The sequence below is a fragment of the Egicoccus sp. AB-alg6-2 genome (genome assembly GCF_041821025.1).
In the GTDB taxonomy this organism is placed as follows: Bacteria; Actinomycetota; Nitriliruptoria; order Nitriliruptorales; family Nitriliruptoraceae; genus Egicoccus.
On the sequence record NZ_JBGUAY010000009.1, the window covers coordinates 20,772 to 39,027 of the forward strand.

The following is an 18,256-nucleotide window of genomic DNA, read 5'->3' on the forward strand; positions in this document are numbered from 1 at the left end:
GCCCGCACCCCCCCGCGGCGCCGTCGTCGGCTCCCTGGCGCAACTGCTCGTGATGCCGGCCCTGGGTTTCGCGATCGCCGCCCTGTTGCAGCTGCCGCCGGCGATGGCGGTCGGCCTGGTCGTCGTGGCCGCCTGCCCGGGCGGCACGAGCTCCAACCTCGTGACCTTCCTGGCACGCGGCAACGTCGCCCTCTCGATCGTCCTCACCGTCGTCGCCAGCGTGGTGACGATCGTGAGCCTGCCGCTGTGGACCAACCTGGCGCTGTCCTGGCAGCCGGCCAATGCCGACGTCAGCGTCAGCGTGCCGCTCGGCCGCACGATCGGACTGCTGCTGGGCATCGTGCTCGTGCCGGTGGTGCTCGGCATGGCCGTCCGCCGCCGCGCACCGCAGCGCGCGGCTCGACTGGAACGCAGCGTGTCGGCCTTCGGGGCGCTGGTCCTGGTCGTACTCATCGTCGGGATCGCGATCTCGCTGCGCGACGAGTTCTTCGACCTGCTGGCGCAGGCCGGCCCCGCCGCCCTGTTGCTCAACCTGGCCGGCCTCGGCGTGGGATGGGCCGTGGCCCGCACGGCCGCGCTGACCACTGCTGATCGGCTCACGATGGCGGTCGAGCTCGGGATCAAGAACTCCACGCTCGGCATCCTGATCGCCGTGACGGTCATCGGATCCGAGCAGATGGCCGTGCCGTCGGCCGTCTACGGACTGCTGATGTACCTGTCCGCCGCCGCCCTCGTGGTCGGCGGACGCCGAGCGGCGGGCATGCGGGTCGATCCCGCCCCCGCTCCCTGACCTCCCCCATGGCAGGTGGGGGGCGATCCCCCACGGTGGCGTCCGTCCCGCTCACGGACGCTCCTTCTCGGCGCACACACCCCGTGCGCGCCGAGGAGGAGCGCATCGTGGCAACCGCCGTCCTGGCCGCACCGGCCACCACCACGACCGGGGACCGCGACCGGGTCGTCGACCTGGTCCGCGCCGTCAGTCTGCTCGTGGTCGCCTTCGGTCACTGGTTGCTGGCCGGCGTGTGGATGGACAGCGCCGGCGGTGTCCAGGTCGACCACCTGCTGGCGGCCGCACCCTGGACCCGGTGGGTGACCTGGGCCGCGCAGGTCATCGGCCTGTTCATGCTTGCCGGGGCCTACGCCAACGCCACGAGTTGGCGCAACCACACCGCGCGGGGCGGCGGGTACGGGGGCTGGCTGACCGGACGGTTCCTCCGCCTGCTCGGGCCGACCCTGCCCTTCGTCGCCTTCTGGGTGCCCACCGCCTGGGTGTTGGGGCGGGCCGGCCTCGTCGAACCGGCCGTCCTGCGCCAGGCGACCCAGGTCGTCGCCGTCCCCGTCTGGTTCCTCGCGGTGTACGTCCTGCTCGTCGCCGCCACCCCGGCCCTGCTCGCGTGGCATGACCGGGCTGGCGTGCGGGTGCTGGCGGCCATCGTCGCGGCTGCCGTCGTCGTGGAGGTCGTCTCTCGCGGATTGGGCGTCGAGGTTGTCGGCTGGCTGCAGTTCCCGCTCGTGTGGGGCGCGGTGCACCAGTTCGGCTTCTTCTGGCAGGACGGCCGCCTGCGTGCTGCGGGTCGGCGCACGTGGGTGGCGCTCGCGGTCGTCGGTTTCGGTGGCCTGCTGCTGGTCACATCGGTGCTCGACCTCTATCCGGTGTCCATGGTCGGCGTGCCGGGCGAGGTGCGCAGCAACAACACCCCGCCCAGCCTGGCGATCGTGCTGTTGGCCTGCGCCCACCTCGGTGTCCTCATGCTGGCCCACGCCCGACTCACCTCCTGGCTCGCCCGGCCGACCGTCTGGCGGGCGACCGGTCGCCTCGGGGCCATGTCGATGTCGGTCTACCTGTGGCACCTCAGCGTGATGGTGGCCGTCCTGGGCGCGGCGGTCGTGCTCCCCGGCGGCGCCCGCCTGCTGTCCGCGCCGGCGAACTCGCCGACCTGGTGGGCGACTCGACCCGGCTGGCTGCTCACCTACACCGTCGTGACCCTCCTCGTCGTCCGGCTGGTGCTCCCGGTCGAACGCGCGACCGTCGCGGCCGTGGCACGCCTCCGCGGGTGCCAGGTCGACGCGCGCCGACCGGTGCTGGCCACCCTGCTGGCCTGCGGCGCGATGGCGGCGTTCGCCGGACGGGGCTTCACCGTCGTCGACCGTCCCGCCGGCATCCCCGTCGAGGCCGTTGTGGCCCTCGGCGCCGCCGGATCACTGGTGGCGGGGGCGCTTCGATCGGCCGACCGGCACCCGCACTGAAGCGGCCGGCGACGCGCCGTGCGCCAGACGGGTCGACCACCGGCCCGCAGGACCCGCTTGCCGACACTCGCGAGCCGACTGGCCGAAAGGCGGGTACCGTCCGCGGCCCATGCCGCCCGCACCGGTGGCGGGTCGGGAGCCTGCCCGTACCATGCCGGGTCGTGCCTGCCCGCCAGCAGTCGCGCCGCATGGCGTCCCGGTTCGCCCGCACGAGACGGAACACCTCTTGAGCGACGTCACTCCCATCTCCGAGTTGTTCGAGCGCGGCGCCTCTCGCGGCTACGTGCTCCTGTCGGAGCTGAACGACCTGTTCGACCCGTTGACCATGCCGGACAACTGGGTCGAGGACACCGCGCAGCAGGCGCGTGACCTCAACATGCAGGTCCTCGACGACCTCGTCGAGGACGCCGACCGGCCCGAGGCGACCCCGCTGTCGGCGTCGTCGGACTCGGTCCGGCAGTACCTCAACGAGATCGGACGCACCGACCTGCTCACGCCCGAGCAGGAGGTCGATCTCGCGAAGCGCTATCAGGCAGGGCTCGCGGCCGCGGCCCTGATCGGGTCGGGACAGAAGCTGACGCCCCGTCGCAAGGCGCAGCTGCGCATGGTCACGCGCGGCGGTGAGCGCGCCAAGGACCACATGATCCGCGCCAACCTGCGCCTGGTCGTGTCGGTCGCCCGCAAGTTCCGCGGACGTGGCGTCGACCTGCTCTCGCTCATCCAGGAGGGCAACCTCGGCCTGATCCGCGGTGTCGAGAAGTTCGACCACACCAAGGGCTACAAGTTCTCGACCTACGCGACCTGGTGGATCCGCCAGGCGCTCCAGCGCGGTCTGGCCAACACCGGCCGCACGGTCCGCCTGCCCGTCCACGTCCACGAGCTCATGGGCAAGGTCCGCTACGCCGAGTTCGCTCTGCTCCAGCAGCTGGGCCGCGAGCCGACCGAGCACGAGATCGCCGCCGAGCTCGGCCTGCCGGTCGAGCGGTTGCGCGAGGTCAAGCTCGCTGCCCAGGACGTCGCGTCGCTGGACAAGCCGATCGGGGAGGACGGCGACGCCACCATGGGTGAGCTGGTCGCCGACGAGGACGCCATCGACCCCGAGTCGTCCGCGACGGCCGTCCTGGCCAAGCGTGAGGTGGAGCGGGCACTGTCGGCGTTGACCGATCGCGAGCGCACGGTGCTGATGCTGCGGTACGGACTGATGGACGGCGAGGAACACACCCTCGAGGACATCGGTGCGCAGTTCGGCCTGACGCGCGAACGTATAAGGCAGATCGAGAAGAAGACGCTGACCAAGCTGCGCCACCCCTCGCGCGGCTTCCAGCTTCGGGGCCTGCTCGACAGTGTCGATGCGCCGAGCTGACGCTCGACGTCCGCCGTGCGTGCTCGCAAGCTCCGCGCCGCCGGCGAGGTCGATGCGCCGAGCTGACGCTCGACGTCCGCCGTGCGTGCTCGCAAGCTCCGCGCCGCCGGCGAGGTCGATGCGCCGAGCTGACGCTCGACGTCCGCCGTGCCTGCTCGCAAGCCCCGCGCCGCCGGCGAGGTCGATGCGCCGAGCTGGGAGATGACGGCCGTGTTGCAGCGCTGGGGCGCGTCGACCGCTGCCCTGGCGCTGCTGCTCGGCGCCTGCTCGGGCGCGTCGCCGGAGCCCGGACCCTCGGAGCCGGTCCCGACGGCGGCACCCGAGCAGCCAGCGTCACCGTCACCGTCCCCGTCCCCGACGCCGGCCGAGCCCGAACCCGAGCCGGAGCCGTCACCACCGCCCCCACCGCCGGTGCCCGAGGACCGCGACGTGCTGGTCGAGCGGTTGGACGAGCTGCTCGCCGCAGCCGCTGGCTCGCTCGACGGCGCCGAGCTGGCCGTCCTGGTCACCGACGAATACGGCCGCGAGGTGGCGAGCCTGGCGCCCGACGCGACCATGATGCCCGCCAGCACGCTCAAGGTGGTCACCGCCGCGGCGGCGCTGACCGAACTCGGCCCCGACGCCCGTTTCACGACCCGCGTCGACGCGACGGACGCCTTCGCCACCGACGGCGTCCTCGACGGTGACCTGGTGCTGGTCGGGGTCGGCGACCCGACGCTGGCCACGCCCGAGTACGGGCGCTGGATCTACCCCGCGCGGCCACGGACCCCGCTCGAGTCGCTGGCCGATCAGCTCGTCGAAGCGGGCCTGCGCCAGGTGACCGGCGACGTGCGCGGTGGCGCGCCGGGCTTCGCCGGACCGACCGAGGCGCAGGGCTGGCTGCCGCGCTACTTCTCCGACTTCGACGCCCGCTACATCAGCGGTCTCACCGTCGACGCCGGACTGGCGACCTCGATCCGCTGGCCACAGCTGGAACAGGAACGCGAGCAGCAGGCCGTGGACGGGGATGCGTCGGACCCCGACGCGGCCGGTGACACCGACGAGGCAGATCTCGAGGAGGCCCCTGACGAGCCGATCTCGATCCCGCTGGTCGGTTCGCGCGAGGAGATCGAGCAGCGACTCGCCGGACTCGACCCGCCCCTGGCACGGGTCGAGGTGGTGCGCGACCCGCGGGTGCAGGCGGCCAAGGACCTGGCACGTCTGCTGGAGGAACGCGGGGTCGAGATCGATGGTGAGCCGCGTCCGGCCCTTCGCATCGACGCCGTCGAGGAGGGCGTCGCCCACGTGGACAGCCCGCCGCTGGCCGACATCCTGCGGTTCGCGGTGCAGCGCAGCGACAACCATCTCACCGACCAACTGTTCCACGTCGTCGGACGTCGCCGGACCGGGGGCGCCAGCTGGAGCCGGGCCGAGCGCGCCGTTCACGACATCCTCGAGGAACTCGGCATCGACACGACCGGAACCCGGTTCGCCGACGGCTCCGGCCTCTCCCGCGACGACCGCGTGACGGCGCGTCTGCTGGTCGAGGTCGACCGGGCCATGTGGTCGGGCGAGCACGCGGAGACCTGGCAGTCGCTCCAGGCGGTCGCGGGCGAGAGCGGGACCCTCCGACAGCGTCTGCGCGGCACGCCGGTCGCGGGTCGTCTCCTCGGCAAGACGGGCACGCTCAACGACGTCACGGCCCTCAACGGCGCGGTCGTCGGGGACGACGGTGGGCGCTACCACTTCGCGGTCGTCGGGAACGAGGCCAAGGGGGCGGACCGTTGGGTGGTCCGGGCGCTCATGGACGAGCTGGCACTGCTGCTGGTCGCCGACCTGCAGGCGTGCCAGGTCACCCCCTTCGAGCGCCCCGATGAAGACCCGGCCGGCGCCGATGACGACGCCGACGACGAGGGGGAGGACGCCGCGACGGCGACGGCTCAGGGGCCGCTCGGCCGACCGCCCGCCGTGATCGTCTGCTGAGCGCCAGCGAGCGAGCCGCGCGCGATCCGTCCGCACGCCGCGCCTGTCGATGTCTGGTCGAGTGAAGCCACCGTTTACCGTGAGCGGAGCGCGGTGGGCCACACGACGAATCGAGAGCAAGCGTGCCAACGCACCACGAGGTCGACCTGACGATCATCGGCGCCGGACCGGCCGGTCTGTACGCCGCCTACTACGCCGGCTTCCGGGGGATGCGGACGGCCGTGGTCGACTCGCTGCCCGAGCCCGGGGGACAGGTCGCGGCCCTGTACCCGGAGAAGGCCATCTTCGACGTCGCCGGTTTCCCGACCATCAAGGGCCAGGAACTGATCGAGCGGTGCGTCGAGCAGGCCGCCCAGTACGACCCCACCTACGCCCTGGGACACCGCGCCGAGACGCTGACCAAGCATGACGACGGCAGCTTCACCATCGGCACCCACAAGGGGGACGAGGTGACGACCAAGGCGGTGCTCATCACCGGTGGCATCGGCACGTTCACGCCCCGCCCGCTGCCCGACGCCGCCGAGTTCGAGGGGCGCGGACTGGTCTACTTCGTGCGTGAGCTCGAGACGATGCGCGACAAGGACGTCCTGATCGTCGGTGGTGGTGACAGCGCCGTCGACTGGGCGCTCAACCTCGAGGGCATCGCACGCTCCATCACGCTGATCCACCGGCGCGACCGCTTCCGCGCGCACGAGGACTCGGTCAACAAGCTGCACGCCTCGTCGGTGCGCGTGATGACCTTCACCGAGGTGGCCCAGATCCGCGGGGGCGACGGCGTCGAGGAGGTGACCGTCTTCGACAACAAGACCGACGAACGCGAGACGCTCAAGGTCCAGTCGGTCGTCGCGGCGCTCGGCTTCACCTCCGACCTCGGTCCGCTCAAGTCGTGGGACATCGACATCGACGGGCGCCATGTGCTGGTCGACACGAGGATGCAGACCAGTATCGAAGGCGTCTTCGCGGCCGGCGACATCACCGAGTACGAGGGCAAGGTGCGCCTGATCGCGGTCGGCTTCGGTGAGGCGGCGACCGCCGTGAACAACGCCGCGGTCTACATCGACCCCAAGGCGCGGGTGTTCCCCGGGCACAGCTCCGGCTGAAGCCCGGCGCTCAGTGCAGGGTGGACGGTTCGGTCATCGCGGTGGGGGTCGGGCGCCCGAACAGGTAGCCCTGGGCCAGCTCGCACCCCACCGCGTGCAGCCGGCGCAGGTGCGTCTCGCGCTCGACGCCCTCGGCGACGACCTCGATGTCGAGGGAACGCGCCAGCGCCACGACGCCCTCGACGAGGTGGGCGGCGCGGTCGGACCCGTCGAGCGTCGCCACGAAGCTGCGGTCGAGCTTGACCTGGTCGATCGGAAGTCGCTGCAGCCACGTGAGCGTCGAGAATCCGGTGCCGAAGTCGTCCAGCGCGATCCGCACGCCGAGCTGCCGAAGCTGGGTCAGCTGCTCGACCACCCCTGGGAGGTCGACGAGCGCACGGCTCTCGGTGACCTCCAGCGTCAGGCTGCCGGCTTCGAGGTCGTTCGCGCTGAGCGCCTCCCGGACGCAGGCGCGGAGCCGTGGATCGATCAGGGTCTGCGCGGAGAGGTTGACCGCGACGTGGAACGGGTGCCCGGACCCGGCCCAGTCGACGGCCGCCGCGACGGCGCTGCGCACCGCCCACAGGTCGAGGTCGGCCACGTGTCCCGATTCCTCGGCGAGGGCGAGGAAGGCCGCGGGCGCCAGGACGCCGAGCTCCGGGTGGCACCACCGTGCGAGTGCCTCCTGGCCGACCACGGTGACCCGGGGCTCCCCCAGGTCGGAGGTGAGGCGCACGATCGGCTGGTAGTACAGCGCGAACTCGCCCGCGTCGAGACCTGCCCGTAGCTGGGCCGCCGACCGGCGGCTGGTCGTGCCACCGCGCGGCGTCTCGCCGTCGAGCACGATCTGGTTACGACCACGCTGTTTGGCCACGTACATGGCCGCGTCGGCGCGCCTGAGCAGGTGCCCACCGTCGTCGGACGCGCGCTGGACGGCGACGCCGATGCTGGTGCTGATCCGCAGCTCCCGCCCGTCGACGCGGAACGGGGCCGAGAACCCGTCGGTGATCCGGTTGGCCACGTCGCCGGCGCCGAGGTCGAGGTCTCCGCCGCGGAGCAGCAGGGCGAACTCGTCGCCGCTCAGCCTGGCCACGAGGTCGCCGGGGCGCAGGTGCGCGCGCAGCCGGGCGGCCACCTGCCGCAGCAGCTCGTCACCGGCGGCATGCCCGTACTGGTCGTTGACCTGCTTGAAGCCGTCGAGGTCGCAGAACAGGACGGCGACGCCGCCGTCCGACTCGCTCGTGGCGATCTCGCGCTCGAGGGTGTGCATGAACAGTGCGCGGTTGGGCAGGCCGGTCAGGCCGTCGTGCTGGGCCTGGTGGCGGATCCGCGTGACCAGGTGGGCGTTCTGCAGCGCCGTGGCGGCCTGGTCGGCGATGCCGGAGAGCCGCTCGACGGCCTCCGCGTCCGGCCATCCCGGTGGCGCGGGGTTGTTCTCCGTCGCCGTCAGGACGCCGAGCAACGTGTCGCCGGCCAGCAGCGGCACGACAACGACGGTCTCGGTGTCCAACGCCTCCAGCACCGAGCGGAGCACGGGGCTGACGTCGGCGCTGCGCAGGACGGTGGGTCGCCGGCGGGTGAGCATGCGTGCCAGCTCCGACGTCTCGTCGGGGCGGAGTTCGGTCTCGAGCAACGTGGCGCGGGTCTGCTCGGTCCCGCCGTGCGCAGCGAGGCCGCGCAGCGAGCCGCGACCGGCGTCCCAGGCCAGCAGGCTGGCGCGCGGTGCGCCGCTGATGGTCGGGGTCATGCGGACGACGACGTCGGCGATCTCCTGCTCGCTCGTCGTCACCGACAGCTGGTGCGCAAGGGTGAGCAGGTCGCGGGCCCGGGCCTCGTCACGCCGGGAGGTGTCCAGGGCCAGGACCAGTTCGAGCGCGGCAGCGGCGTGGGCGGCGTACGCGGACAGCAACGAGCGCTCGTCCCGCAGCCCGCGCTGGTCCGCGGCGTACACCGCGGCGAGACGCCCGTACTGACGGCGGGCGGTCGCGACGTCGACCACCACCACGTGGGGCCCGAGGTCCTCCCCGCCGAGCAGACGGATCGCCATGTCCTCGGCGGTCACCGGGTCGAGTCCCGCCCGGTGCACCAGTGGGGTGTCCGCACCGGGCGTCTCGACGGCCAGCAGGTACGCCGGCGCGATGACGGCCGACGCGGCTCGTTCGATGATGCGCGTGAGGGCCTGGTCGAGATCGTGGCTGCCGACGAGGTCCGACGCGGTCGACTGCAGCGACGCCAGTTGGGCGCGCAGGGCCTTGAGCTCGGTGTCTGCGCCGTCGCGTCGGGACCGCTGCCAGGGCCGCCGTCGTGCCTGCCAGGACAGGTCGTAGATACACGCGTCGTGGCCGTCCGACTGGCAGGCGGGATGCTCGATCCTCGCCGGCTCCAGCGAGAACACGGTCGGCACCGTCGAGATCAGCCCCTGCGCGTACGCGCAGTCGAGTCGCGAGTGCCGGTAGCCGGCGTGCAGTCGGAAGCTGATGCGGGCCTGAGAGGAACCTGCCTCGACGACCTCCATGGTCGAGGTGGTGGAGAACTTCGTGACCGCCGAGGGCAGCTGTCGGTAGACCTGGCGCGGCGACCCCAGTGCGCGCACGAGCAGCACGATGGCGGGCGCGAGGTTGTTCTCCAGCGCGGTCGCGCCGATCTTGAAGGCCGCCTCGGGGTCGTCGAGCACCTCGGTCGCCGCCTCGAACAACCGGATGCGCGTCTCGTAGGAGTACCACCGCGCCGGGTCGGTCAGCTCGGCGGCCGTGTGACGCAGGTCGGCGGCGGCCAGCAGGTCGTGGACCGCGGCTTCGCCACCGTGGTGGCGCACGTAGTTGACGATCAGCGCCGTCGTCGTGGCGGCCGTCTCCCGCGGCTCCGCCGCCGATGCCTGATCAGGGCCGTCGGCACGGGGAGGCATGTCGGCCATGCGCGTGTCCGTTTCACGTACGAGTGATTCGTGATGTCCGTCGGCAGGGCGCGGCGGACCTTGAGCGCGGGATCAGAGGCGCTCGACGGCGACGATGCGCTGCCGGGCGCCGAAGGTCGGTGCTCGAACGCCGGTCGCGAGCAACAGGCGCACGACCCGCCCGCGGTGGCCGGCGAACGGAGCCAGCAGGGCCAGCATCCGCTCGTCGGTGCCGCGGGGCTCGCCGGCCAGCGCCCAGCTGACCTGGTTCTTGACGTGGAAGTCGCCCACCTCGACCTGGTCGGCATCGCCGGCCGCGATGCGCAGCACCAGCGCAGCCGTCCAGGGCCCGAGTCCGCGGACGGCGCAGATGCGTGCGCTCGCCCGCGGCGACGGTTCGTCGATCGCCTGCTGGAGGTGGGCGGCGGACCGGCTGGCTGCGACGATCGCCTCCGCGCGGGCGCGTTCGACCCCGAAACGGTGGTACGCCCAGTACGGCAGCGCCGCCAGTCGCTCGGGAGCGGGCTGCAACCGCAGCTCGTAGGGGCCCGGCGCCGGCTCACCGTGCGCGCGCACCAGGCGCGTCCACGCCCGTGCGGCCTCGCCCGAGGTGATGCGCTGGGCCAGGATCGTCGGGACCAGGGCGTCCCACGCGACGCCGGTACGCCCGAGCCGCAGGCCAGGCCTTCGGCGGGCGGCGCGGGCGACGACCGGGTGCCGTTCGGGGACGAAACCGTCCCGATCGTCCGAGCCGCCGACGAGGGCGGGCGCCCGATCGAGCAGCCACGCGGCTCCGGGACCCCACGCCCGGGCGACGAAGCGGCCGTCGGGCTCGCGCATGACCTCGACGGTTCCCGGGCCGTCCGGCGTCCGCGAGCAACGCACGACACCGTCCCGGCGCAGTCGGATCGTCGGGTCCTGCGCGGAATGGACCAGCGGCCGCAGGGAGGCCAGCAGGTCGACAGGTCCGGGAACCGAGAAGCGACGCACGCCGCGGACCGTACCGCCCGTCGACGCGGACGGGCCCGACGCGAGCAGGTCGCGCCGGGCCCGTCGAGGTCTCGCGATCAGGCGGTCGGGTCGTCGACGTAGCGCAGGTAGGGGCGCTTGGCCTCGAAGTTCTCGAACCGGGCCCGGGCGTCCTCGTCGGACACGGCCGGGGTCACGATGACCCGGTCGCCCTTGGTCCAGTTGGCGGGCGTGGCCAGCCCTTCCTTCGCGGTGAGCTGCAGCGAGTCGATGACCCGGATCAGCTCGTCGAAGTTGCGGCCGGTCGCCGCCGGGTAGGTCAGGGTCAGCTTGACCTTGTTGTCGGGGCCGATCACGAACACCGAGCGCACCGTCGCGGTGTCGCTGGCGTTGGGATGCACCATGTCGTAGAGGTCGGCGACCTTGCGCTCGGGGTCGGCGATGAGCGGGAAGTTCAGCGCCGCGCCCTGGGTGTCGGCGATGTCTTCGTCCCAGCCGCGGTGGTCCTCGAGCGAGCTGACGGACAGGCCGATGACCTTGACGCCGCGACGGTCGAACTCGTCCTTGAGGTGCGCCACGGCGCCGAGTTCGGTGGTGCAGACCGGCGTGTAGTCCTTCGGGTGGCTGAAGAGCACGGCCCAGTCGTCACCCTTCCAGTCGTGGAAGTTCAGCTCGCCCTCGGTGGTGGCGGCGGTGAAGTTGGGGGCCTCGTCTCCGAGTCGGATACCCACGGTGGTCCTTCCTGGTGGAGTGGAAGGCGCGACGGTACGGAGCCCCACCGCGACCCCGCGCGGCCGTGGAGTGCCAACCGTGTAAACGGCGAGACGATCGGGATCGAATCAGAAGAGGGGGACCTGCTCGCCGGCGAGCGGGGAGGTGGTGACGGGGGTGGGGGCGACCGCCGCGCCGACACCGACGAGCTCGTCCGGCTCGGTGGGCATGGGCGGCATCGGAGGCACCGGGGGTGCGGTGACGGCACGCACGAAGCGTCGCGCCGGTGCGTACAGCCCGAGCGCGTTCAGGGTCGTCTGCACCCGGTCGTGGTCGACCCCCGCCGCGACGGCGGCGGCGACGTCGACCGTCAGGTGGGGGATCGGCGCCATGAGTTCGAGGTTGCGTTCGACGCGGTCGCGGCTCGAGCGCAGGGCTGCCTCGACCTTCGGTGCGAGATGCTGCAACGCGGCGTACATGGCGGGCACGGAGCCGTAGTCGCGCAGGAGCCGGGCCGCCATCTTCGGCCCGATCCCACTCGCCCCGGTCAGTCCGTCCGACGGATCGCCGCGGAGGGCGGCGAGGTCGGTGTACTGGGCCGGAGACACGCCGTACTCGGCCCGCACCGCAGCCTCGTCGTACACCTTGAGATCGGCGAAGGTCGCGCGGGGCCGCAGCAGGCGGGTGGTCGGCCCGACCAGGGCGGTCAGGTCCCGGTCCGAGCTCAGCACGTCGCAGGGCCATCCGCGGGCGACGCAGGCGTCGACGGTGGCCGCAAGCAGGTCGTCGGCCTCGGCACCCTCGACCTCGACGACCGTGAAACCGCAGTCCCGCAGGTGCCCACGCAGCGTCTGCAGGTGACCGGGCAGGTCGGGGTGGGTGGCCGCGCGGTTGGCCTTGTATTCGGGGAAGTCGAGCTTGCGCTGGTTGGTGGGATGGTCGAAGCCGACCACGACCGCGTCGTAGGGGCCCTCGATCCAGGCCGAGGCGAGCATCCCGACCACGGCGCCGGTGACGAACGGGGTCGTCCACCCCTCACGCTGCGCATCCTGCTGCGCGCTGTGGAAGCCGCGATGGCCCAGCGAATTGCCGTCGACCGCCAGGACGCGAGGTGAGGTCGGATCGAGGGGCACGGTGGGTCCTGGCGGATGGTCGGCGGGTCCGGTCGACGGTAGCGAACCAGTAGCCTCGGACCCATCCACCTCGGCCGGCTGCAGAAGGAGCGCGCGTGCCCCGTCGCATCCAGCGCGCACTCGTCACGGGCGCGTCTTCGGGGATCGGCGAGGCGTTCGTCCGCCACCTCGCTGCCCGCGGGGTGGAACTCGTGCTCGTGGCTCGCCGCGAGGATCGGCTGCGTGCCCTGGCGGCGTCGTCGTCGACCCGCGCCGACGTGCTGGCGGCGGACCTGACGGTCGCCGCCGACCTCGCGCGGGTCGAGGCCCGTCTGGCCTCGCACGAGGAGCCGATCGATCTGCTGGTCAACAACGCGGGCTTCGGTGCCTACGGTGCGTTCACGGAGGTCGAGGTCGATCGTCAGCATCGGATGGTCGAGCTCAACGTGGTGGCGCTGGTGCGTTGTGCCCACGCGGTGCTGCCACAGCTGCTCGTGCGGGGGACCGGCGGTGTCATCAACGTCGGATCCGTCGCCGGCGCCCAGCCCGACCCGTTCGCCGCGACCTACGGCGCCACCAAAGCGTTCGTACGGAGTTTCAGCCACGCGCTGCACGAGGAGGTCCGGGGTCGGGGCGTGACGGTGACGCTGCTCGCGCCGGGGCTCACGCGCACCGAGTTCGCCGACGTCTCGGATGTGCACGCTCCCGGAGCCATGGAGCGCATCGGGATGACGGCCGACGACGTGGTGGTGCGTGCGCTCCGCGACTTCGCGCAGGGGCGTGCGAACAGCATCCCCGGGACCAGGAACCTGCTGGCGGTGGCGGCTGGAGGGACCGCTCCGGTGGCGCTGTCACGGCGGGTCTCCGGGTTGGTCCACCGCCGGATGTCACACGGATGAGCGCCGCTACCGACGCCACCGACCCCGCCGACGCGGTGCACCTGCGGTTCCTGCTCGTACGGGAACTCCCGCTGCTCGTGGCCGGCGTGGAGGACGTGGGCCGGGGCGCGCAACTGCTCACCGCTCTGGCCGAACGCGGCCTCCCGGTCATCGACGGCTTCCTCGGGGTGTCGTTGCCACGCGGTGCCCGGGTCGGGTTCGCCGTCGATGCCGAGCACCTGCGTCTGGTCGACGAGCAGGACGCGACGCTCCTGCGGGCCCGACGCGAGACGGTCGACGAAGCCTGGCTGACGGCGGCCAGGCGCATGCGTGGCACGATGCTGGTGACCCTGCGCGACGCGGTGCTCTCGCCCGACGAGGACCCCGCACAGCTCGCGGCGCGCATCGACGGGCTTGCCCGTGCCGGGTCGGCCCGCGGCGCCGTCGTGGGGGTCGTCGAGGAGCGACCCACCCTGCCGCTGCTGTTCTGATCCGCCGCGCGTCACGGCTCGACGGCGGTCAACGCTCCGTGGCGGTCACCTCCGCCGCGACGCGGGACCTGCGCCGTCTGGCCGTCGCGACGGCCACCCCGAACAGCACCAGGGGCGCCCCGACCGCGAACGGCCCCGCCGGCAACTCGTCGAGGAGCAGCCATGCGAGCAGTCCGGCGCCGACCGGCTCGGAGAGCACGACGATGGAGACGACCGTCGCCGGCACGCTGGACAGCAGGGCGTTGAAGATCGTGTGACCGAGCAGCTGCGGGCCGACGACGATGCCGACGATGGCCAGCCACGTCGTCGGCGCATAGCCGGTCAGTGGCACGCGCAGGACCAGGCACACGATCAGCAGGGCGGCGGCGGCCCACGCATAGACGACGCAGGAGTACAACGTGGCGGGCACGTCGCGGCGCGCCACCCGGCCCGCCAGCAGGTACCCCGTGATCGCGATCGCACCGCCGAACGCCATGGCGTCGCCGAGCAGTGCCTGTGGGCCCAGGTCGATGGCGGCCGCGTCACCGACGCCGATGACGACCGCACCGACGATGGTGAGCGCCATGCCGATGACGGTTCGACGCTGGGTCCGCTCGCCCAGCAACCACCAGCCACCCAGCGCCACGAACACCGGCGACATGGTCACCAGCGTGACCGCGCTCGCGACCGTGGTCAGCGCGAGTGCGCCCTGGAACAGCGCGAAGTGCAGGGCCAGCGACAGCCCGGATCCGAGCAGCTGGCGGTGGCGGGTCGGGGTCAGCCGCACGCCAGCCTTGCGCCGCGACCGCAGCGCGAGCGGGCCCAGGGCGATGGCGCCCAGTGCGGTGCGCCAGAACGCGACCGCCAGGGCGGGGGCGGCGCCGGGCACCGCGGTGGCGACGCCGGGGTCCTCGCCCATGGCGACCCGGGCCAGGATCGCCGAGGTGGACACGGCGACGGCGCCGAGCAGCAGGCCGAGGAGGACGACGGGGCGGGGGAGGGGGCGCACGCGCCGAGCCTACTGGCGCTACACATGGGGCCATGAACCCCCACGATCTGTTGCGCACGCTCCTCGAGCCTGCACGGCTGGCGGTACTCGGGACGATCGCCGTCACGCCGGCCGACCTCGACGACATCACCGCCCGCACCGGCGTCGCCCGGCGGGAGGTGTTGCGGACGCTGGGTCCGCTGGTGCAGGCCGGACTGGTCGTGCGCGAGGGCGAGACGTACGTCGTCGACGGGCGGGCCTGGCGTGGGGTGGCGCAGGACCTGCCGCAGGCTGCGCCGGCCCACCCGCGCATCGCGTTCGGCATGACCGCGGAGGAGGCCGAGGTGCTGAGCCGGTTCTTCACCGGCGAACGACTCACCGAGATCCCGGCGACACGCGGGAAGCGACTGGTCGTCCTCGAACGCCTGGCGCTGGAGTTCGAACCCGGGCGTCGTTACCGGGAGCCGGAGGTCAACGAGGTCCTGGGCCGCTTCAACCCGGACTACGCGAGCCTGCGTCGCCACCTCGTCGACGAAGGGCTGCTGGATCGCGAGGCCGGCATGTACTGGCGTTCCGGCGGTCGGGTGTTCGAATAGCGCCGGACGACGCCCGGATCACAGATCGTCCTCGAAGCCGCGCAGACGGTGGGCGTGGGACGGGTGGCGCAGCTTCGCCAGGGTCTTCTTCTCGATCTGGCGGATGCGTTCCCGCGTGACGCCGTAGAGCTCCCCGATCTCCTCGAGGGTCCGCGGTTCCTCGCCGAGCAGTCCGTAGCGCAGTTCGAGCACCCCGCGTTCGCGTTCGTGGAGCCCCTCGAGCGCCAGCACCACCTCCTGGCGCGCCATGCCGGCAGTGGCGACGCGCTCGGGATCCTCCGCGTCGTCGTCCGCGACGAGGTCGCCGAGCGTCGCGTCGCCGTCCTCGCCGATGCTGCGATCGAGGGAGGTGATCTCGCGGCCCGCCAGCCGCAGCTCCCGCAGACGTTCCAGGCTCAGGCCGAGGTCGTCGGCCACCTCGGCGTCGGTGGGTTCGCGTCCGAGCACCTGCAGCAGCTCGAACTCCGTACGGCGCACCTTGGCCACCAGCTCGTGCACGTGCACGGGCAAGCGCACCGCGCGGGCCTTGTTCGCGGTGCCACGGGTCAGCGCCTGGCGGATCCACCAGGTCGCGTAGGTGGAGAACTTGTAGCCCTTGGTGTGGTCGAACTTCTCCACGCCGCGCATCAGGCCGAGGTTGCCCTCCTGCACCAGTTCGAGCAGCGACAGGCCCCGACCGAGGTAGCGGCGTGCGACCGACACCACCAGCCGCAGGTTCGCGGTGACGAGGCGTTCCTGGGCTCGCGCGCCGTCCTCGGTCAGCCGCCGCAGCAACGCCAGGGTGTCGGGCGGCAGGTCGTCGGCGCCGAGTGCCTGCTTGGCCGCGACCCCGGCGTGATAGCGCTTCGCGAGGTCGACCTCCTCCTCGGCGGTCAGCAGCGCCACGCGTCCGATCGCGTTGAGGTACTGCCGGACCCCGTCGGTCGTCGACGTCAACAGCGTCGGCGGCGGGGGCGCGACGTCACCGGTGAGGTCGTCGACCACCTCGAGGCCGGCGTCACGTGCGATCGTGGCCACCTCGTCGGGCCAGTTCTCGGGGTCCTCGAGGGGGTCGTGCAGGTCGTGGATCTCGCTCAACAACACGTACCCGCGGCCGGCGGCCTGCGACCACAGCTCCTGCAGCCCCGTCCGATCGGCGATCATCCCGGTATCGGCCACGCCCCACCCCTTGGTCGGACCGGAGAACGCGGCCTCGACCTGCTCGGCTGAACGCCGTGGACACTAGCGCCTGACGCTCTTCGGAGGACTGCGACGGCCACCGCCGATTCAGTCGACGGCGAGTTCGAGCCAACGGTCCTCGGCCTGGCTGAGCTCGGTCTCGACGGTGCGGAGCCGGGTCTGCAGGTCCGTCAGCCGTTCGACATCCGTTGCGGCCGTCACCATCTCGTCGTGCAGGCGGTCGCGCTGGGCACTGAGCCGCTCGACCTGCTGCTCCAGCCGCCGTGCTTCCTTGCGGGCCGCCTGTCGCGCCCGGTTGTCCTGGGCGGATGCCGTCGTCGCCGTCGGCTTCGCCTCGGCCCTTGCGGCGACGGCACGGGTACGCGCGAGGTGCTGCGCGCGGTAGGACTCCCAGTCGAGGTGCTCGGTGAGCCGGCCGTGCTCCACGGCGACGATCCGGTCGGTGAGACGGTCCAGGACGTAGCGGTCGTGGGAGGCCACGATCAGGGTGCCGGAGAAGCCGTCGAGGTGGTCCTCGAGGACGGTGAGGGTGTCCAGGTCGAGGTCGTTGGTGGGCTCGTCGAGCACCAGCACGTTGGGTGCCGCCACGAGCAGGTGGAGCAGCGCGACGCGACGGCGCTCGCCTCCGGAGAGCAGCGACAGCGGCGTCCGCTGCAGTTGACCGTCGAACCCGAAACGCTCGGCGAGTCGGTGGGCGGGCAGCGACTCACCGTTCGCCAACGGCACGAACGCCGCGATGTCGAGGATGGTGTCCAGCACGGTGCGGTCGGCCTGGCCCGGGCCGTCACCGGCGCGCACGTCCTGTTCGTACAGCGCGAGCTCGACCGTCGTGCCGGTCCGGACCTCGCCCTCGTCGGGTGCGAGCCGACCGCTCAGCACCTGCAGCAGGGTCGTCTTGCCGGCGCCGTTGGGCCCGACGATCCCGACGCGCTCCCCGGGCCCGATGCCGAGGTCGACCCGGTCGAGGACGGTGTGCTCTCCGCGGGTCACGCGCACCCCGCGCAGGTCCAGCACGTCGTTGCCGAGGCGGGTGCGCCCGGTTCCGAGTTCGAGCGGCTTGGCATCGGCGTCACCCGCCGCGGCCTCGCCGATGACCTCGACCTGTTCGATGCGGAACCTCGGCTTGGAACTGCGCGCCTTCGGGCCGCGACGCAGCCACGCCACCTCCTTGCGCAGCAGGTTGCGTGCACGGGCGGTCGTCCGCTCGCGGGTCGCGGCGCGGTCCGCCCTGGCCTCGAGCAGCGACGAGTACGACCCCTCGTGCCAGTAGACGCGCTCGTCGGCGAGGTCCAGCATCCGGTTGGCGAGCCGTTCGAGGACGTAGCGGTCGTGGGTGACCAGCAGCAGCCCACTGCTGCGCCGACGCAGTTCGTCCTCCATCCAGTCGATGGTGTCGACGTCGAGGTGGTTGGTCGGTTCGTCGAGGATCAGCAGGTCCGACGGCGCCAGCAGGGTCTGGGCGAGCGCGACACGGCGCCGCTGCCCGCCAGACATCCGGGCCGTGGACTGCTCCGGGTCGATCCCGACCACCGACAGCAGGCGCTCGGCGTCGTGCGGCGCCGCGGTCGGGTCGCCCGCGAGCACGACGTCGATCGCGCGCTCGTCGGCGAACACGGGTTCCTGGGCGAGCCACCCGATGCGCAGGCCCGATCGCGCGACCACGCTGCCGGCGTCGGGAGCGCGGTCGCCCGCGACGATCCGCAGCAGGGTCGTCTTGCCCGACCCGTTGGGTCCCACGATGCCGACGCGGTCGTCGGAGGTCAGGCCGAAGGAGGCGTCGGCGAAGAGGGTTCGACCCTCCACGGACGC

General features: G+C 72.4%; 15 protein-coding genes. 8 read left to right on the forward strand and 7 right to left on the reverse strand.

Annotated features, from left to right (window positions below; all coding sequences use genetic code 11):
* The first annotated feature begins 52 nt into the window (after window positions 1–52).
* From ACERMF_RS15740 to ACERMF_RS15760, 5 genes are all read left to right on the forward strand, one after another.
* Window positions 53–790: a bile acid:sodium symporter family protein gene (locus ACERMF_RS15740; protein ID WP_373670095.1), complete on the forward strand. Its 738-nt coding sequence runs from the start codon at window positions 53–55 to the stop codon at window positions 788–790.
* 107 nt (window positions 791–897) lie between these two features.
* Window positions 898–2,247, forward strand: coding sequence for an acyltransferase (locus tag ACERMF_RS15745; protein ID WP_373670096.1), 1,350 nt, complete (start codon window positions 898–900; stop codon window positions 2,245–2,247).
* 226 nt (window positions 2,248–2,473) lie between these two features.
* Window positions 2,474–3,610 (forward strand): sigma-70 family RNA polymerase sigma factor, encoded by a 1,137-nt coding sequence (locus tag ACERMF_RS15750; protein ID WP_373670097.1) that lies wholly within the window; start codon window positions 2,474–2,476, stop codon window positions 3,608–3,610.
* Window positions 3,611–3,757: 147 nt separating this feature from the next.
* Window positions 3,758–5,572, forward strand: coding sequence for a D-alanyl-D-alanine carboxypeptidase/D-alanyl-D-alanine-endopeptidase (gene dacB / locus ACERMF_RS15755; protein WP_373670098.1), 1,815 nt, complete (start codon window positions 3,758–3,760; stop codon window positions 5,570–5,572).
* 122 nt (window positions 5,573–5,694) lie between these two features.
* Window positions 5,695–6,672 (forward strand): NAD(P)/FAD-dependent oxidoreductase, encoded by a 978-nt coding sequence (locus ACERMF_RS15760; RefSeq protein WP_373670099.1) that lies wholly within the window; start codon window positions 5,695–5,697, stop codon window positions 6,670–6,672.
* Between the two features lie 10 nt (window positions 6,673–6,682).
* Here the strand turns inward: ACERMF_RS15760 and ACERMF_RS15765 are convergent, their stop codons facing one another.
* The 4 genes from ACERMF_RS15765 to ACERMF_RS15780 form a co-directional block, all read right to left on the reverse strand.
* Complete coding sequence (locus tag ACERMF_RS15765) at window positions 6,683–9,565, reverse strand: putative bifunctional diguanylate cyclase/phosphodiesterase (RefSeq protein ID WP_373670100.1); 2,883 nt, start codon at window positions 9,563–9,565, stop codon at window positions 6,683–6,685.
* Between the two features lie 72 nt (window positions 9,566–9,637).
* Window positions 9,638–10,534, reverse strand: coding sequence for a DNA-3-methyladenine glycosylase (locus tag ACERMF_RS15770; RefSeq protein ID WP_373670101.1), 897 nt, complete (start codon window positions 10,532–10,534; stop codon window positions 9,638–9,640).
* A gap of 77 nt (window positions 10,535–10,611) precedes the next feature.
* Window positions 10,612–11,244: a peroxiredoxin gene (locus ACERMF_RS15775; RefSeq protein ID WP_373670102.1), complete on the reverse strand. Its 633-nt coding sequence runs from the start codon at window positions 11,242–11,244 to the stop codon at window positions 10,612–10,614.
* 108 nt (window positions 11,245–11,352) lie between these two features.
* Window positions 11,353–12,357 (reverse strand): 5'-3' exonuclease H3TH domain-containing protein, encoded by a 1,005-nt coding sequence (locus tag ACERMF_RS15780; protein ID WP_373670103.1) that lies wholly within the window; start codon window positions 12,355–12,357, stop codon window positions 11,353–11,355.
* Window positions 12,358–12,452: 95 nt separating this feature from the next.
* Between ACERMF_RS15780 and ACERMF_RS15785 the strand changes: the two genes are divergently transcribed.
* Window positions 12,453–13,235, forward strand: a complete 783-nt coding sequence (locus ACERMF_RS15785) for an SDR family NAD(P)-dependent oxidoreductase (RefSeq protein WP_373670104.1) — start codon at window positions 12,453–12,455, stop codon at window positions 13,233–13,235.
* A complete protein-coding gene (locus ACERMF_RS15790) occupies window positions 13,232–13,705 on the forward strand; it encodes a hypothetical protein (protein WP_373670105.1) in 474 nt (157 codons plus the stop codon). The genes ACERMF_RS15785 and ACERMF_RS15790 overlap by 4 nt, the downstream gene beginning before the upstream one ends.
* 28 nt (window positions 13,706–13,733) lie before the next feature.
* Here ACERMF_RS15790 and ACERMF_RS15795 read toward each other — a convergent pair whose 3' ends face one another.
* A complete protein-coding gene (locus ACERMF_RS15795) occupies window positions 13,734–14,693 on the reverse strand; it encodes a DMT family transporter (RefSeq protein WP_373670106.1) in 960 nt (319 codons plus the stop codon).
* A gap of 32 nt (window positions 14,694–14,725) precedes the next feature.
* Here ACERMF_RS15795 and ACERMF_RS15800 point away from each other — a divergent pair, with 32 nt between their 5' ends.
* Window positions 14,726–15,268 carry a DUF2087 domain-containing protein gene (locus ACERMF_RS15800; RefSeq protein WP_373670107.1) on the forward strand — a complete coding sequence of 181 codons (543 nt, stop codon included), beginning with the start codon at window positions 14,726–14,728 and terminating at the stop codon, window positions 15,266–15,268.
* A gap of 18 nt (window positions 15,269–15,286) precedes the next feature.
* On the opposite strand, the gene ACERMF_RS15805 is transcribed toward ACERMF_RS15800, so the two are convergent.
* Both ACERMF_RS15805 and ACERMF_RS15810 read right to left on the reverse strand, forming a co-directional pair.
* Window positions 15,287–16,426, reverse strand: a complete 1,140-nt coding sequence (locus tag ACERMF_RS15805) for an RNA polymerase sigma factor RpoD/SigA (protein ID WP_373670108.1) — start codon at window positions 16,424–16,426, stop codon at window positions 15,287–15,289.
* Between the two features lie 108 nt (window positions 16,427–16,534).
* A complete protein-coding gene (locus tag ACERMF_RS15810) occupies window positions 16,535–18,250 on the reverse strand; it encodes an ABC-F family ATP-binding cassette domain-containing protein (RefSeq protein ID WP_373670109.1) in 1,716 nt (571 codons plus the stop codon).
* Between the last annotated feature and the right edge of the window lie 6 nt (window positions 18,251–18,256).

Coding starts and splice junctions, on each gene's coding strand:
- ACERMF_RS15740 (WP_373670095.1), top strand. CDS start 53: ATGCCGGCCCTGGGTTTCGCGATCGCCGCCCTGTTGCAGCTGCCGCCG.
- ACERMF_RS15765 (WP_373670100.1), bottom strand. CDS start 9,565: ATGGCCGACATGCCTCCCCGTGCCGACGGCCCTGATCAGGCATCGGCG.
- ACERMF_RS15790 (WP_373670105.1), top strand. CDS start 13,232: ATGAGCGCCGCTACCGACGCCACCGACCCCGCCGACGCGGTGCACCTG.
- ACERMF_RS15800 (WP_373670107.1), top strand. CDS start 14,726: ATGAACCCCCACGATCTGTTGCGCACGCTCCTCGAGCCTGCACGGCTG.